Origin of the sequence: Falsihalocynthiibacter sp. CO-5D18 (genome assembly GCF_041205445.1) — a bacterium.
Taxonomy (GTDB): Bacteria; Pseudomonadota; Alphaproteobacteria; order Rhodobacterales; family Rhodobacteraceae; genus Falsihalocynthiibacter; species Falsihalocynthiibacter arcticus.
Genome location: NZ_JBGFCF010000004.1, coordinates 52,633 through 68,957 on the forward strand (window position 1 = coordinate 52,633; position 16,325 = coordinate 68,957).

The 16,325-nt window shown below is 53.8% G+C and carries 16 protein-coding genes; 7 read left to right on the plus strand and 9 right to left on the minus strand.

Annotated features, from left to right (window positions below; translation table 11 throughout):
* The first annotated feature begins 15 nt into the window (after positions 1-15).
* The gene (gene purD, locus AB9F27_RS06665) at positions 16-1,278 is read left to right on the plus strand and encodes a phosphoribosylamine--glycine ligase (RefSeq protein ID WP_335585823.1); all 1,263 of its coding nucleotides are present in this window, start codon (positions 16-18) and stop codon (positions 1,276-1,278) included.
* Here purD and AB9F27_RS06670 read toward each other — a convergent pair whose 3' ends face one another.
* Positions 1,279-1,977 carry an FG-GAP repeat domain-containing protein gene (locus AB9F27_RS06670; protein ID WP_369757621.1) on the minus strand — a complete coding sequence of 233 codons (699 nt, stop codon included), beginning with the start codon at positions 1,975-1,977 and terminating at the stop codon, positions 1,279-1,281.
* The gene (locus AB9F27_RS06675; RefSeq protein ID WP_039002592.1) at positions 1,977-2,300 is read right to left on the minus strand and encodes a 2Fe-2S iron-sulfur cluster-binding protein; all 324 of its coding nucleotides are present in this window, start codon (positions 2,298-2,300) and stop codon (positions 1,977-1,979) included. The genes AB9F27_RS06670 and AB9F27_RS06675 overlap by 1 nt, the downstream gene beginning before the upstream one ends.
* A gap of 120 nt (positions 2,301-2,420) precedes the next feature.
* On the opposite strand from AB9F27_RS06675, the gene AB9F27_RS06680 reads away from it, so the two are divergent.
* Entirely contained in the window at positions 2,421-2,852 is a 432-nt protein-coding gene (locus AB9F27_RS06680; RefSeq protein WP_335585825.1) for an OB-fold nucleic acid binding domain-containing protein, read from the plus strand.
* Positions 2,853-2,899: 47 nt separating this feature from the next.
* Positions 2,900-3,460: a peptidoglycan-binding domain-containing protein gene (locus tag AB9F27_RS06685; protein ID WP_335585826.1), complete on the plus strand. Its 561-nt coding sequence runs from the start codon at positions 2,900-2,902 to the stop codon at positions 3,458-3,460.
* Positions 3,461-3,516: 56 nt separating this feature from the next.
* Here AB9F27_RS06685 and AB9F27_RS06690 read toward each other — a convergent pair whose 3' ends face one another.
* The 5 genes from AB9F27_RS06690 to rpiA all read right to left on the minus strand — a co-directional run bounded on the left by AB9F27_RS06690 (position 3,517) and on the right by rpiA (position 9,540).
* The gene (locus AB9F27_RS06690; protein ID WP_335585845.1) at positions 3,517-4,944 is read right to left on the minus strand and encodes a DegQ family serine endoprotease; all 1,428 of its coding nucleotides are present in this window, start codon (positions 4,942-4,944) and stop codon (positions 3,517-3,519) included.
* A gap of 341 nt (positions 4,945-5,285) precedes the next feature.
* Entirely contained in the window at positions 5,286-6,167 is an 882-nt protein-coding gene (locus AB9F27_RS06695) for a protease modulator HflC (protein WP_335585827.1), read from the minus strand.
* Positions 6,167-7,300 carry an FtsH protease activity modulator HflK gene (gene hflK, locus AB9F27_RS06700; protein ID WP_335585828.1) on the minus strand — a complete coding sequence of 378 codons (1,134 nt, stop codon included), beginning with the start codon at positions 7,298-7,300 and terminating at the stop codon, positions 6,167-6,169. The genes AB9F27_RS06695 and hflK overlap by 1 nt, the downstream gene beginning before the upstream one ends.
* Before the next feature lie 62 nt (positions 7,301-7,362).
* Positions 7,363-8,748, minus strand: coding sequence for a glutathione-disulfide reductase (gene gor / locus AB9F27_RS06705; RefSeq protein WP_335585829.1), 1,386 nt, complete (start codon positions 8,746-8,748; stop codon positions 7,363-7,365).
* Positions 8,749-8,751: 3 nt separating this feature from the next.
* Positions 8,752-9,540 carry a ribose-5-phosphate isomerase RpiA gene (gene rpiA / locus AB9F27_RS06710; protein ID WP_039002597.1) on the minus strand — a complete coding sequence of 263 codons (789 nt, stop codon included), beginning with the start codon at positions 9,538-9,540 and terminating at the stop codon, positions 8,752-8,754.
* 175 nt (positions 9,541-9,715) lie between these two features.
* On the opposite strand from rpiA, the gene AB9F27_RS06715 reads away from it, so the two are divergent.
* A complete protein-coding gene (locus AB9F27_RS06715; protein WP_335585846.1) occupies positions 9,716-11,089 on the plus strand; it encodes an L-serine ammonia-lyase in 1,374 nt (457 codons plus the stop codon).
* A 1-nt stretch (position 11,090) separates the two neighbouring features.
* Here the strand turns inward: AB9F27_RS06715 and AB9F27_RS06720 are convergent, their stop codons facing one another.
* Positions 11,091-11,690 carry a LysE family translocator gene (locus AB9F27_RS06720; protein WP_335585830.1) on the minus strand — a complete coding sequence of 200 codons (600 nt, stop codon included), beginning with the start codon at positions 11,688-11,690 and terminating at the stop codon, positions 11,091-11,093.
* 72 nt (positions 11,691-11,762) lie between these two features.
* On the opposite strand from AB9F27_RS06720, the gene AB9F27_RS06725 reads away from it, so the two are divergent.
* On the plus strand, positions 11,763-12,215 hold the full coding sequence (locus tag AB9F27_RS06725; RefSeq protein WP_335585831.1) for an Lrp/AsnC family transcriptional regulator: 453 nt from the start codon (positions 11,763-11,765) through the stop codon (positions 12,213-12,215).
* A 49-nt stretch (positions 12,216-12,264) separates the two neighbouring features.
* Positions 12,265-13,173 carry a DMT family transporter gene (locus tag AB9F27_RS06730; protein ID WP_335585832.1) on the plus strand — a complete coding sequence of 303 codons (909 nt, stop codon included), beginning with the start codon at positions 12,265-12,267 and terminating at the stop codon, positions 13,171-13,173.
* Here the strand turns inward: AB9F27_RS06730 and AB9F27_RS06735 are convergent.
* On the minus strand, positions 13,158-13,823 hold the full coding sequence (locus AB9F27_RS06735) for a thiamine diphosphokinase (protein ID WP_335585833.1): 666 nt from the start codon (positions 13,821-13,823) through the stop codon (positions 13,158-13,160). The two genes, AB9F27_RS06730 and AB9F27_RS06735, sit on opposite strands and share 16 nt — an antisense overlap.
* Positions 13,824-13,963: 140 nt before the next feature.
* On the opposite strand from AB9F27_RS06735, the gene AB9F27_RS06740 reads away from it, so the two are divergent.
* Positions 13,964-16,279 carry a hypothetical protein gene (locus AB9F27_RS06740; protein WP_335585834.1) on the plus strand — a complete coding sequence of 772 codons (2,316 nt, stop codon included), beginning with the start codon at positions 13,964-13,966 and terminating at the stop codon, positions 16,277-16,279.
* Positions 16,280-16,325: the final 46 nt, after the last annotated feature.

Sequence of the window (16,325 nt, forward strand, 5' to 3'; positions counted from 1 at the left end):
CAAGCGGGGGACGCAATGAACATTTTGATTTTAGGCAGCGGTGGGCGCGAGCATGCACTGGCATGGGCGATAAAACAAAACCCCAAGTGTGATCGGTTGATCGTTGCGCCCGGAAATGCGGGCATCGCACAAATGGCGGAATGCGCTGCCATTGATCCCTGTGACGGCGTCGAAGTCGTGACATTTGCTGAGGAAAACGCGATTGATTTCGTGGTAATCGGCCCCGAAGCACCGCTTGCCCTTGGCGTTGCCGACGATCTGCGCAATGCGGGAATTTTGTGTTTTGGCCCCTCGGCAAAAGCGGCGCAACTTGAAGCGTCAAAAAACTTCACCAAGGAAATCTGCGCGGCCTCCGGCGCCCCTACTGCGGCCTATGCGCATTTCACCGAAGCCGAGGCCGCGAAATCATATATTCGAGAACAAGGCGCACCAATCGTGGTCAAAGCCGACGGTTTGGCCGCAGGAAAAGGCGTCATCGTTGCCATGACCGAAGCTGAGGCCCTTGCCGCCATTGACGACATGTTCGGAGGCGAGTTTGGCGCGGCAGGTGCGGAAGTTGTGATTGAGGAATTTATGATGGGCGAGGAAGCCAGCTGGTTTATCCTTTGCGATGGCGAAAATGTTTTGCCCATAGGCACGGCCCAAGACCACAAGCGCGTGGGCGAAGGCGACACAGGCCCCAACACCGGTGGCATGGGCGCCTATTCTCCCGCGCCCGTAATGACCGACGCTGTGACGCAAAAAGCCATGGACGAGATCATCAAGCCCACAGTCGCCGAAATGGCAAAACGTGGCATGCCCTATCAGGGGGTGCTTTACGCGGGCTTTATGATTGAAAATGGTCAGCCGCGTCTCGTGGAATACAATGCCCGCTTTGGCGATCCTGAATGTCAGGTTTTAATGATGCGCTTGGGGGCTCAAGCTCTCGATTTATTGCTCGCCTGTGCGCGCGGTGAACTCGACAAAGCACAGGTCAACTGGGCCGACGATCACGCTTTGACGGTGGTTTTGGCTGCCAATGGCTATCCGAATGCCTATGCAAAAGGGTCCGAAATTCGCGACCTCAAATCCCTGAACGAAGACAGCATGAACATGACCTTCCATGCGGGAACCAAAGAGATTGACGGCAAAATTACGGCCAATGGCGGACGTGTGTTGAACGTCACCGCTCGCGGGGCCAGTCTCAAAGAAGCGCAGGAACGGGCCTATAAAATGGTGGATCAGATTGATTGGCCAGAAGGGTTCTGCCGCCGCGATATTGGGTATCGCGCGCTTTAGTTAATCGCGGCAGTTCATTGCATTTGAAAAAGAATTGGCGCCCGAATTCGGGCCCAATACATGGCTTTCGATGCGGCCACCCACCAAAGTCGAAGCTACAATTTGCGACCAATCACTCGTCGTTGTAATCATCTCGGGACCATCGCCACAGTCGCGAATGCCACCTGAAATATAGTCTTGGCCGATGCTGTGGTTGGTAAGACCTTCGCGCGTCGCAACGGGATGCAATGCGCCATCTTGGAAGCGCCAGATCGTAAGCACTCGCGCCAAATGGGGGCGGTCGATATAGGCCAGTTCAACGAGGCCATCCCCATCTAAATCAGCACCGCCAATGGGGGCAAGCCAACGGTGCGTGCGACCGATATGCGGCGTTTCGGCCACTTTGCCCGACGCGTCATAAATGGCCAAAGCAGCCCCCTTATGCTTATCGGTTTCAATAACCACAACTTCGGGCGCACCGTCGTTATCGACATCCACGAGTCGGGGCGCGATATCTTCGAACACGTGGTCCTCGGGCAAAGTGAGGCGCATTTTTTTGCCCGAAGACATCGTTAGAACAAGCGCGCCGTATTCCGTGGAATCCCCAAGAATACCGTGATCATAGCGCTGTGTTGGGGCGCTATATTCGGCTTTGGTGATTACATCCGCCGAAGCAGGTGTCGCCACAAAAGCCAGTGCAAAGAGCGCGCCCCTGACCATTAGATTTGTTTTTCTGGCATTTGCACCACAAGCCCGTCCAAAGCGTCCGTCACTTTGATCTGACAGGTCAGGCGGGAGGTCGTGGGGTTTGGCTGAAAGGCGAAATCCAACATGTCTTCTTCCATCGCGTCTTTGCCTGGGATTTTTTCTAACCATGCTTCGTCCACGTAAACGTGGCATGTGGAACAGGCACAAGCGCCGCCGCAATCGGCTTCGATTCCGGGAATGTTATTGTCGCGCGCGCCTTCCATGACAGATAGCCCATTGGCCACCTCCACTTCGTGTTTTTTGCCGTTGTGCTCGATGTATGTTATTTTGGCCATGTATCTTTTCCTTTAACAGTTGGGGACGTGAATATCTAAGGTGCCTGCCCTGCGCCACCCTCTTTTGCCGCTGGCTCACGAACACTTGTTAAATTTTACAAATGTTCTATATTTGTTCTCATGCAGATATTTAACCCCGCCCCCCATTTTCAACCCAATACATGGCCGCGCCCTCCGGCCTGCTTGCCGCACGCGCGTCTAGAGGAGCCGCCTGCGGGGGCGCGGGTGGCTGTTGCGGGGCTTGTTTTGGTGCGCCAACGGCCCGGAACCGCCAAAGGCGTGATTTTTTTAACGCTGGAAGACGAGACGGGCGTTTCCAATATCGTGGTCTGGCAGAATATCTACGAACGCTATCGTCGCGCGGTGGTGGCGGGGCGTTTGCTGCGGGTAACGGGGCGTATTCAGCGGGAAAATACCGTCATTCATGTGGTCGCCGAAGTGGTGGAGGACATCTCTTATATGCTCGACGATCTGCTGCGCGCTGATGCAACGGTGCAACCTGCGCCACAAACCAAGTCGACACGGGTTCTCGCGTCGCTCAAACCACGCTAAGATTGCTCCTGCAGGTGGGCAAAAGATCCGCCGCAGAGAAGAGCAGAATGAGCAAAATCAATATGACCAACCCGAAACTCGGGTATTTTCGTGCGACCGCCGTGCTTTTGAGTGCGGCGTTTGGCCTGTCCGCTTGCGTTGACAAGGGCGTCCACGTGGCGAGCCTGAGTGAGCCCGAGCTAGCTGTCAGCCAAGCCAGCGCTCCGCCAAATGCCCGCGAGGGAAGCTGTTGGGCGCGCGACGAAACGCCTGCAACCATCCAAACAACCACCGAGAAATTTCTCGTTGAACCCGAAGAGGTCGATGCGAGCGGAACGATCACGAAACCTGCGATCTATCGCGTCGAAACCCGCCAAGAGATCACCCGCCAGCGGGATGAAATCTGGTTTGAGACACCCTGCTCGGAGACTATCGGCGAGGATTTCATCCTCAACCTTCAACGCGCCTTAAGCGTGCGCGGGTATTACGCGGGACCAATCAACGGTGAAATGGATTCGCCGACCCGCCAAGCCGTTCGAAAATACCAAGAAATTCAGGGCCTCAACAGCTCTATCGTCTCACTCGAAGCGGGCCAGCAACTTGGCTTGTCAAACTACATCCTAGACTGAAAAAGGCGCCGCATTTTCATGCGACGCCCCAAGATCAGACCCTAGTGATCCGAAAATTATGACAAGTTAACCGCCATATAGCGCGGCTCACCGTCACGACGCACAAGAAGAAGCAAGGATTTGCGCCCTGCATCTTTGGCATCTTCAATTTGGTCTTCAAGGTCTTGAAGCGAATTCACGGCTTGCTGGCCTGCCTCCGAGATCACATCCCCCGCCCGCAAACCTTTTTCAAAGGCTTCACTGGTTTCGTCGATGCCTTTCACGAGCAAACCATTGACGCTGCTTGGCAATTCAAGTGCCTCGCGCACCTCATCCGTAAGCTCAGTCAAAGTAACGCCAAGAATTTCCATCTCAACGGGATCTTGAGCCTCAGGGGACGGCACGACAGTATCGCCATTTCCTTCCGCAGTTTCGCGACGTCCCAAAGTGATCGTGAGCGTCTTTGCTTCACCCTCACGGAACACTTCCATATCAACCGCTTTACCAACTTCCGTTTCTCCAACGCGGCGCACCAATGCACGGGTATCCTCAACCTCGACACCATCGAAAGATGTAATCACGTCTCCAGCTTTGACACCAGCATCAGCCGAAGGACCCTCTGGAACATCCGTCACCAAAGCACCCGTCGCGTCAGGAAGTCCAAGTGCCTCGGCCACGTCAGAATCGATGTCCTGAATGCGCACACCCAGCCATCCACGACGGGTTTCACCGAACTCTTGCAACTGATTTACAACTTTGCTGACAACCGCCGATGACATCGAAAAACCAATCCCGATGGAGCCGCCATTGGGCGACAGAATGGCCGTATTCACGCCCACAACATCGCCGTCCATATTGAACAAGGGACCACCAGAGTTGCCACGGTTAATCGCCGCGTCGGTCTGGATATAATCGTCATAGCTACCAGAAAGCGCCCGGTTGCGCGCTGAAATAATCCCTGCGGAAACCGAAAAACCCTGTCCCAACGGATTGCCAACGGCCATGACCCAGTCACCGACACGTGCATTGTCACTGTCGCCAAAAACCACAAATGGTAATGGTGTGTCACTCTCAACCTTCAGAAGCGCAATGTCCGTATTGGGATCACGGCCAATTAAACGGGCGGGATATTCCTCACCCGTGAAAAATTCGATCATGATTTCGTCCGCCCCGTCAATCACGTGATTGTTCGTGACGATAAAACCATCCTCGGAAATCACAAAACCCGATCCCAAAGCTTGGCTGCGCTGAGGTTGATCCCCGCCCCCTTCACGACGATCCAAAAAGTCGCGAAAGTAATCCTCAAACGGGGAGCCTTCCGGCACGACAGGACCCGGTTGAGTGGCGCGCGCAATGGTCGTTGAGGTTGTTATGTTCACCACGGACGGGCTAATGGATTCTGCGAGATCCGCAAAACTTTCGGGCGCACCGCGTGCGAACGCGACCATGCTCTGTGCGAGAAACAGAACCAAAGCCAATGTTGCGAACAAGGCCGCTCTCACCATGTTTGATTTCTGTTCTACGTCTCGATCAATTGAAACTGCCAAAGATTTCACTTTAAGCTCCTATTTTACACATCATCCTGCGGCGACACTGCATCCAGCACTTTGTTGCCGTATTCCTTGCAATTACTTTAACTCTGCGCGCGGACTTGCAACCCAAAATCAAATCGCGAACTCACAAATGAACGTGACTGCAATGTTACCATTGATTTGAAAGTGTGGCCGATTCATTTTTTTTCAAGGGACGGGTACGAAATCTCCCGCCACGAGAAAGCCTCGCTTCCGCCAACAAAAAAGGCCCATGTCGCGAAACATGGGCCCTAAAATTGAGATCTATAGCGCCCTTATTTCGCGGGAACTTCACCGGTGGACGACCGCATGAATTTGAAAAACTCACTGTCAGGTGACAACACCATCGAAGAATTTCCCGCTTGGAAAGCACGTTCATACGCCGTTAGCGAGCGATAGAATTCAAAGAAATCTTGGTCCGACCCATAGGCCGTCGCAAAAATTCCGTTGCGTTTGGCATCGGCTTCACCGCGAATAATCTCGGACTGGCGTCTCGCATCCGAAACCAATTCAACCACGGTACGATCTGCGAGAGCCCGCACACGTTGTGCCGCCTCATTCCCGCGCGCACGCTCGTCGGTCGCTTCACGTTCCCGTTCTGCGCGCATCCGATCAAAAGTTGCCCCTTGGTTTGCTTGCGGTAAATCTGTGCGTTTCAAACGTACATCAACCACCTCAAGCCCCAAGGTTTGAGCTTCGAAAACGGCACCGGCACGAATTTCCGACATTAACGCAATCCGATCCGCAGAGAGAATATCGTTAGACGTTACGCCCCCCAAGACTTCGCGAATTATTGAAACAAGGATTGAATCCAAACGCGCTTCACCAGCCCGTTCACCACCCGCACCAACAGCCCGACGGAACCGTTCCACGTCTGTGATCCGATACCGCGCAAAGGCGTCAACGATCAACCGGCGATCATCCAACGGCGTGACTTCCAAGGCTTCGACATCCCGGCTCAAGATACGGTCATCATAGTAGACAACCTCTTGAATAAACGGAATTTTAAACGCGAGACCCGGTTCTTCCTTGACGGCTTTAACCTGACCAAACTGAAGGACAAGCGCCTTTTCTTTTTCATCCACGATAAACATGGACATGAACCCAAGAACGACGGCTGCTACGACGACTGGTAGAATATATGCTGTCTTTTTCATTATTCTGTCCCTCCGGTTTTACGTAACTCGTTGAGCGGAAGATAAGGCACAACACCCTGCCCCGCAGAGTCGCCGTCGATAATAACTTTGTCTACACGGCCCAAAACACGCTCCATTGTCTCAAGATAAAGACGTTTGCGCGTAACTTCAGGCGCCTTGCGGAATTCTGCCAGAATCGAGAGGAACCGGCTGGCTTCACCCTCGGCTTGGTTTACGACCTGTGCACGATATGCTTCGGATTCTTCGAGAACCTGTGCAGCTTCCCCGCGCGCGCCCGCCAAAGCTTTGTTGGCATAAGCATCCGCTTGTTTCTCAAGCTTATCACGCTCTTGCGAGGCGGCCTGAACATCGCGGAATGCTTCGATAACCTCGCTGGGCGGATCGGCCTTTTTGAAGTTGACCCGCACGACGTTCAAGCCGGCATTGTATGAATTCAAAGTGTCTTGAACCAGTGCTTTCACCGTGTCGGCAATCAACCCGCGATCCCTATTCAGAATCGGTGACAGGTTAGATTGGGCAATAACTTCGCGCATCGCCGATTCAGACACCGCCAAAATGGTCGCCTCTGGGTCGCGTAGATTGAACAGATATTTCGCGGGATCATTGATGTTCCAAACGACTTGGAAGTCGATGTCGACGATGTTTTCATCGCCAGTGAGCATCAGACCATCGCGCGCTCCGGTGCCGATTTCCACGATTTGCTCGCGCGAAACGGTTAGGATTTCTTTGGTCACAAAGGGCCAGGGCGCAAAGTTCAGGCCCGGCTCGCCGGTTGAATAATACTTACCAAGGAACAGTTCTACTGACTGCTCTTCCGGTTTGACGGTGTAAAACGATGCAAAAGCCCAAAGGCCCAGCGCCACAAGGCCACCAATTGCAATCGTTGTTCCGTTGAGGGCAGGTCCCTGACCTTCGCCGCCACCGGAGCCGCCATTGCTGCGACCACCGCCGCCGCGACCACCCATCAAAACGCGAAGCTGTTCTTGCCCCTTTTTTACCAATTCCTCAAGTTCGGGGAGTTGGGGTCCGTCTTGTCCGGGTTTACGTCCACCGCCGTTATTGGGACGATTATCTTTATCGCCACCATCGTCGCCGCCTCCGCCACCCCAAGGGCCGCCATTATTTCCCGCCATAAAGCTTCCTAACGTCTGAATTAACTATGCTACTTACTTAGATGCGGCTTCTAACCGAAATTTCAAGGCATTGCCACCTTAGAGGCGGCAGGAACAACGCGTGTTGGCGTTTTCATTGTCACCAATTCTTCGGCCATGACAGGATGCACCGCACATGTGCGATCAAAATCTTCCTTCGTCGCACCCATTTTTACTGCAATTCCGACCATTTGGATCATTTCGCCCGCGCTCGGGCCCACAATGTGACAGCCCAAAACAACTCGGGTCTCAACGGAAACTATTAATTTCATAAAGGCTTTGTTCTGACGCCCCGCAAAAAGCGTCTGCATGGGGCGGAAACTCGTGGTGTAGACTTCAACCGCACCGGTTTTCGCGGCCTCATCTTCGGTCATGCCAACGGTACCAAACTCTGGCTGGGTAAAGACGGCCGAAGCCACCAAATCGTGGTCAGGCTTGGTTGGATTGCCATGGAAAACCGTATCCACAAACGCCGCGCCTTCGCGGATGGCGACGGGGGTAAGATTGATGCGGTCGGTCACATCGCCCACGGCAAAGATCGATGGAATATTGGTTTGCGAATAGTCATCAACAAGGATTTCCCCCTTGCCGCCCAGCGCAACGCCCGCTGCCTCAAGGCCCATACCTGTCGTATTGGGCACCCGCCCTGTAGCGTAGATAACTTGATCAAATTCAACCACTTGACCACAAGTTGACGTCACCTGAAGGCCCGTTTCGGTCTTAAGGATGCTTTCCACATTCTCGCCCAGCTGTAGGTCGATCCCCTTGGTGATCATCTCGCTCGCGATCACATCAGTCGCCTCACGATCAAAGCCCCGCAGGATTTGCTCGCCGCGATAATATTGCGTGACTTCGACGCCCATCCCCTTAAGGATGCAGGCAAATTCGCAGGCAATAAACCCACCGCCAACAATCAAAACCGACTTCGGTAAATCGTCCCACAGGAAGATTTCATTCGAAGTGATCGTGTGCTCGGACCCAGAGAATTTGGGCGTAAAGGGACGGCCCCCAACGGCCACCAGAATATGCTTGGCTGTAAATTGTTCGCCCGTCGATAATTTCACCGTATGCGCATCCACAAGTTCGGCGCGGGCATTAAAACGTTGAACATTGTTATTGTCCAAAATCGAGCCGTAAATCCCCTCAAGACGGTTCAACTCGCGCGTCAAATGCGGATGAAACGTATGCCAGTCGAAATCGCCAACCGAAACGTCCCAACCATAATGTGCGGCGTCGACCATAAGATCTTTGTATTCACTCGCGTAAACCATCAGTTTTTTCGGAACACATCCACGGATCACACACGTGCCCCCCAGACGGTATTCCTCGGCCAAACCAACGCGGGCGCCACCTTCGGTCGATGAAAGTCTCGCGGCGCGCACGCCTCCGCTTCCGCCACCGATGACGAATAGATCAAAGTCGAATGTCATAATTTAGTCCTCTAGATCCGCAAAAAGGTTGTCACTCTCGACGAAATCAAGACGGGACTCCTCAACTGTTCCATTATTTATATCGCGCACTTCGACTTTTCCATCCCCATAGCCGATCACAACTACGTCACAAATATCAACAAACAGCCCGTTTTCCACAACACCCGGGATCTGATTGAGCACCAGACTCATCTGACGTGCATTGCCGATCCGGTGCAAATGGAGGTCCAGAATATAGTTCCCCTCATCGGTCAAAAAGGCCGCATCGCCATTCATCCGAAGGCTGGTCGTGCGCCCCAAAACATCAAGGCCAATAAGGGTCTCTTCGATCAACGCCTTGCTGGTTTGCCAGCCAAAGGGGATCACTTCAACGGGCAAAGGAAACGCGCCAAGGGTCTCTACTTGCTTGGAAATATCCGCAATAACGACCATCTGATCGCTCGCCGTGGCCACGATCTTTTCTTGCAACAGGGCGCCACCGCCGCCTTTGATCAAATTGAGGTTACCGTCATATTCATCCGCGCCGTCAATCGTAACGTCCAGCCATTTGGCCTCGTCCAAGGACACAACTTTGATGCCCACGCTGCGGGCCAATTCAGCGGTGCGGGTCGATGTGGGAACGGCCGTAATATTCAGCCCCTCCTCACGCACCATCTCGCCCAAACACCGCACCATCCATGCCGCAGTTGAGCCCGTGCCCATGCCAACGCGCATCCCGTCCTCGACATATTCGACGGCCCGTTTGGCGGCGACGAATTTGGCCTTATCGATAGGGGAAAGTTCTCCAGACATAGTGCGACTCCTCATAAGTTGGGGTGTTTATACAAAACCTCACGCGGCGCGGCGAGAGGCAATTGCCGAAAATATGCACGGGTTTCGCCGCCTTTAGCGCAAACAGTGTCGCATGCACCCTTGCACCCTCCCCCCGCGCGTGTTTCCTATAGGAAACTTTTCACGCGAGGCCATGATGTTTCTCTCCGTTTTCGACATGTTTAAAATCGGTATCGGCCCGAGCTCAAGCCATACAATGGGCCCCATGGTCGCCGCCGCGCATTTCCTTGAGCGCCTTCGGGGGTCGCCCTTCAGGGCACATGGCCTGCGGGCTTCCCTTCACGGTTCGCTCGCCTTCACCGGAGTAGGCCACGCCACTGATCGCGCCACCATCCTCGGCCTCGCGGGTTTCACACCTGAGGCCTATGATGCAGCAAAAGCCGAGGAAACCTTGGCGCAAATTCACGCGACAAAAATCATAACAACCGAGGGTCTCCTGCCGCTTGCTTTTGACCCAACGACGGACCTCAAATTCGACTACGACACTGTGCTTTCGGGCCATGCGAACGGCATGATCCTGATGGCCACTGACGCCCAAGGCGACGTCATTCTGCGCGATGTTTACTACTCCGTCGGCGGCGGCTTTGTGATGACCGAGGCCGAACTTGCAGCGGGCAAAAACACCGATCCGGGCGAACCGATCCCCTTCCCGTTCCAAACGGCCGTCGAGATGCTCGATATGTGCCGCGCTTCGGGCAAATCCATTGCCGACCTAAAACGCGCCAATGAACACGCGCGTAAAACCTCGGCGGATTTGGACAAAGACATCCTGCGCCTTTGGGACGTCATGAACGATTGCATCACCCGAGGCCTCGCCACCGATGGCATCCTCCCCGGTGGCTTGTCGGTACGACGACGGGCCAAAGCGATCCACGAAAGCTTGCTGGCGGAGCGCGGCCTCAACCTAAGTGCGCCGCATACCATCAACGACTGGATGAGTTGCTTTGCGATGGCAGTAAATGAGGAAAACGCCGCCGGCGGCCAAGTCGTGACCGCCCCGACCAACGGCGCGTCGGGCGTGCTTCCCGCAACATTGCGCTACTGGCTCGATTTCGTTCCCAACGCTTCGCCCTCGCAGATTCCCGACTTCCTCCTTACAGCGGCGGCCATTGGCGGGCTGGTCAAACATAACGCTTCAATTTCCGGCGCGGAATGCGGATGTCAGGCCGAGGTTGGTTCGGCGGCAGCGATGGCGGCGGCGGGCCTTGCTGCAGCTATGGGGGGTACACCCGAGCAAGTCGAAAATGCCGCGGAAATCGCGTTGGAACATCATTTGGGCATGACCTGCGATCCGATCAGGGGCCTCGTTCAAGTGCCATGCATCGAGCGCAACGGACTAGGCGCGATCAAAGCGGTGTCGGCGGCTTCTCTGGCCCTTCGTGGCGACGGGCACCACCTTGTTCCGCTCGATTCCGTTATCGAAACCATGCGTCAAACGGGCGAAGATATGCACGAGAAATACAAAGAAACCTCCCTTGGTGGCCTCGCGGTGAACGTGCCCAACTGCTGAGTTATAAGTTGGCCCTCAAGACCGGAATGACCGATAACAAAAGCAAGAACGCCATGATGCCGTTAAACACGCGCATACGGGTTGGGTTGGTTAATACCTTTTGCATTTGCACGCCCATCACGGCCCAAAGACTGACGGACGGCAGATTTACGCAGCCAAATATGAGGCCTACTAATAGTACAGATGCCAAAGTCTGGTCCGCCGCATAAAGCGACATCGCAGAGATCGCCATGCCGATTGCCTTCGGGTTCACCCATTGAAACAAAACCGCTTGGTAAAAGCGCATCGGGTGGCCCTTTGCCGCCTGCTCCTTTGGGGGGCGGGCCGTTGCGATTTTATAGGCCAAATAGGCCATATAGACCGCTGCCAAAACTTTAAAAACTGTCAACATTTCGGGAAAAACGTCAAAGACCTGCATCAGTCCCATGCCCAGAAGAACCGCCATGAAGACAAAGCCAAACCCAACGCCAAGCATGTGAGGCACCGTGCGCAGGAGGCCAAAATTCGCGCCAGACGCCATCAGCATCAGGTTATTCGGCCCAGGTGTCACCGACATAACGAAGGCAAAGACCATGAGGGGTTTGATGTTTTCTATATCCATTCGCAAGATATTGCACATCAGACGCGACATGTGATTGCTAAATTTGCAAAAATGACAGAATGTTCACAACATATGATAGATTCTAACCCCATTAACCAAAAGATATTGCGCGAACTTTCTATGAATGGTCGGATCAGCAATCTTGACCTCGCACAGAAAGTCGGCCTTTCGCCCAGCGCCTGCTTGCGACGCGTCCAAGACCTTGAACGGCGGGGCGTCATTACGGGCTATCGGGCCACCATAGATCAAACGGCCATTGGCGCGGGGTTCACGGCCTATATTGGCGTCGGCCTCAATGATCACTCCAAGACCAGTCAGGAAGCCTTTGAGCGCTCGATTTCGAAGGTCGCCGAAGTGCGGGAATGTCACAATGTGACTGGAACGATTGAATACCTCCTGCGGGTCGAAACCAAAGACCTCGCGAGTTATAAAGTGCTGCACACCGAGAAATTGGGCACCCTGCCGCAGGTGCATTCGATCACAACTTATGTAGTGATCGGCTCGCCCAAAGATGACCGCGCCTAGACGCGCAAATCCGCTGGTCAGGGGCACGGCGAACACCTAGAGTTCGTCCATGTCTCAAGATCGTCCCCTCCTTGGAATCCTCCTCATCATCGGCTTTTGCATTCTTGCGCCGTTGGGCGACGCTATGGCAAAACTGCTGGGTGGATCGAATGGCGTCATTGAGCTTGTGGCCTATCGCTTTATTATCCAAAGCCTGATTGTTGTGCCTATTGTCCTGTTTGCGCGGACGGATATGCGGGCCTCGCCCCGCGTCTTGGGCTTTACGTTCCTGCGTACCTCTCTGCACATTGCGTCTACCATCATGCTCTTTATTGCCCTGCGGTATATCCCTTTGGCGGAAACACTGGCGATTGTTTTTATCATGCCGATCATCATGATGTTTCTAGGCTGGTTCTTTCTTAACGAAACAGTTGGGCCACGGCGGATTTTGGCGGCGGGCGTTGCTTTCTTTGGCACGATGTTGGTGATCCAACCCAGCTTTGCGCTTGTGGGGATGACCGCGCTCCTGCCCATTGGGGTGGCCTTTGCCTTTGCCGTTTTCATGATTATTACCCGCGTCATTTCCCGCGAGGTCGATCCGATGGCGCTTCAGGCGTTCAACGGCATCGTGGGTGTCGCGCTTGTTGTGCCGCTTTGGTTTGTAGGCGCGCATTTCGGCTGGACGGATTTTCAAATCACAACCTCGGTGAACAACCAATGGGGCATCATTGTTCTAATGGGGGGCATTGGTACCGTTGCGCATCTTTTGATGACGTGGTCGTTGCGGTTTGCACCTTCCTCAACCCTTGCTCCCATGCAATATCTCGAAATTCCAATCGCAACGGTTTACGGTTACTTACTGTTCAACGATCTCCCCAACGGGGTCGCGGCACTGGGAATTACGATCGTCATCGCCAGCGGCCTTTACATTATCTATCGAGAGAGCCGCCTCGCGTCCGCGCTTCAAGCCGCAGAATAAAGCGCGTCCATAGCCACCTTAAGGGCAGAACGCGGCAAAATTACAAGCATATGGGGCGCATCAAACGTGAGGGATACAGGACCGGAAACCTCATTCGATGTGCCAATCCGCCCACCAGGTTCAAACTCAAGCCCATTGATTGGCCAGCGAAGCCCCTCGGATGTGCCGCGCACATGCCCCATAGGAAAGAGAGAAAACCGTGATCCAATTGGGAGGTCAATCCGCAACGACTTGGGAGCGCGGAAAACCACATCCTCGCCGCCCAAAAGGATGACAGTTTTCGAATCATGATGAACCAAAGCATTAAACGCCGCGAGTTCGTGGTCCAACCGCGCTCCTGTAAACCCAACCCCTAGCATAATGGGCGCCTCGCACCGTAAAAGTGCTTTTTCAAAGTCGGTTGTGTCCTGTTCCGTTACTAAAAACAGTCGTTCTGCGCCGATTTTCTCTCTTGAAGCCGCGTCAATTGAATCCATATCCCCAATAACAGCCACGGGTTGCACGTTGTTTTCTAACGCAAATTTGGCCCCGCCATCACATGCCACTAAAATTGGCGCACGGGTTAGGGCTTCTGAAAGGGTGTCTGAGGTAACCTCTCCTCCACCAAGCAAAGTGATCGGTGTAGATTTGGAAACAATGGGATGAAACATGGTGATTTTGCCTTATTCTTGGAAACACGCCATATTTAGGCCCAGAAATGATACGTATAATAACGTAGTTCCGAACAATTGTGTGATCGGCAACGTGGTAAACATATAGTTGCAGAGTAAGAGAGAAAGCGAGCAGTATCATGATAAGCGAAAGCAAAATCCTGACCGTATCTTACGGAACCTTCTCTTGCACACTTGAAGGTTTCGACGATTCGTTCTCCACGATGAAGGCCATCGCGGAATATTTTAAGACCCTAGCGGCAGAAGACCGTTATTTTGGTGCGGAACCCCCCGCTCCAGACGTGGAAATGCTGGCTCGCATTGCAGAACGTGAAGTTCGCAGTCGTGTTCAGGCGCAAATTGGCGACAACGGCGTTGTGCTACGCAAAAGTGAGGCAGAGGGCGAGCAAGACCCTACATTCACGAAAGAAAGCGCCCCCGTTTCTGAGACGCCTCAAGCGCATCCCACCGCCCCCCTCAACCAAACGGTAAAAATGCCCGCTCCGGTTGCAGTTCAACTCACGCAAAAAACGGCACCTTTTGTGATGGCAGCAGCAATTGATGGATCAGAATCCGTCGCCGCAAAGCTGCAACGCATTCGGGCCGCCGTATCACGCGCCCCAACAAACGCTCCGGCAGAAGTCATCGAAGACGCAAACAGCGAAGACCTTTTCAAGCCAATCGCAAGCGCCTTTCAAGACATTGAAGATGACGCTGAAATCGTCCTCCCTTCTGCGCCTAAAGTAGCGCCAGTGGCAGACGAGCAAGCGACCCAAGAGTCATTCGAAGACTCGCAAGTCGTTGAAGCAGTATTAGAAATAACAATTGAAGACACCGACGAAGAGCCGACAGCAGACCTCGTCAAGGACGCCGACATTGTTGTTTCTGATGTCTTCGAAGACACCCTTGAAGACATGCCCGAATTGGCGGTTTCCCTCGAAAACGATGCAGAAGAAGAACTTGAATTCACGACGGAAAATTCAGTCGATGTTTCTGAGCCTGAAGCTGTTTCAATGGACGTTGAATCCACAAGCGACGACGATGCGGCAGTGCTTGCAAGTGTTGGTGCTTTCATGGCCCAGTCTGAACCTTCTGAAACTGTCGCCAGCATTGACGAATATACCAATGAGCAAGGGGATGAGCCCCTCGCCGCAACGGATATCACGTCCATCTTGGGCACAATATCCCAAGACGATTCGACATCGCATAGTGATGGCGCGATCAAAGAAGGCACACACCAAGACCAAGAGGACGATACTTTCGAAGGAAGCCTTGAGTCCCGTTTGGAAACAGAAAACGTTTTGTCCGAGGCCCAGAGAGACGAAGACCTTGCGGATTTGGCCAAGCTCGATGCTCCTCAGGACGCGCTTCAAGACGAAGCACCTGATACTGCATCGGTAGAAAGCAGCACAGAAGAATCAACTCGCACGCCAAAAGGCAGCGTATCCAATGTTCTAGCACGCGCACGCGCACGCGTCATTCATGTTAAAAAGACTGACTTGGAGCAAGCCTTGGAGGAGGACGCCGTTGAAGAATTCCTCGACGTCTCCGCGTCACCTCAAGAGAATGCTTTTACTGACGATGACACCGACGATGCAAATGAAACGGCTGAAGAGTCGATTCTATCGGCGGAAGATGAAGCAGAATTGATGGCCGAACTTGCGGCTGTAACAAATGAAACACCAGACGACATCCCCACGCTTGAACCTCTCCCCGAGGTGACACAATATCATTCGTTGAGCAAGCAAGCAGACGAAGACAATGTGAACCGCCTCATGGAGGAGAGCGATTCGAAGTTTGCCGAGAGCGATGGAACTCGGCGTCGTTCGGCCATCGCGCATCTTAAAGCGGCGGTTGCAGCAACAGTTGCCGATCGGAGGATTTTGGGCGGTTCGAAACCAAAATCCGACGATACAGGTGCCTACCGTAAAGATTTGGCCGAAGTTGTTCGTCCGAACCGTGCCGAGCGTCGTGCGGGCAGCAGCAAAGATGATCGCCCCGCACCTTTGGTCTTGGTGTCTGAGCAACGCATTGACCTGCACGATGGGCCAGCAGTACGGCCACGTCGCGTAGGCAAATCGGCGCTCGAATTGCGAGATGTGAACGAAGACCTGTCGGAAGGCGGACGCGCAAATTCGAAAACGGCGAAGCATCTTGAGGAAAGCAAATCCTTCGCGGAATTCGCCGAGCGCGTTGGCGCAATTGAATTGCCAGACTTGCTAGAAGCAGCAGCAGCCTACGCATCCTTTGTCGAAGGAAAAGAGCATTTCACACGTCCCGACATCATGCGTCGTGCTTTGCAGTTCGCGGAAGACCAAGGTGTCTCACGCGAAGAAGGTCTGCGTTCCTTTGGCCTCCTCTTGCGTCAAGGTAAAATCGAAAAAGTAAAACGCGGGCAATTCAAAATCGCGCAGTCGACTCGGTTCAACCCAGAAGCACGTATTGCTGGCGAGTAGTATCAGCGTCACAAAACAAAAAGGGCGGCCATTGGGCCGCCTTTTT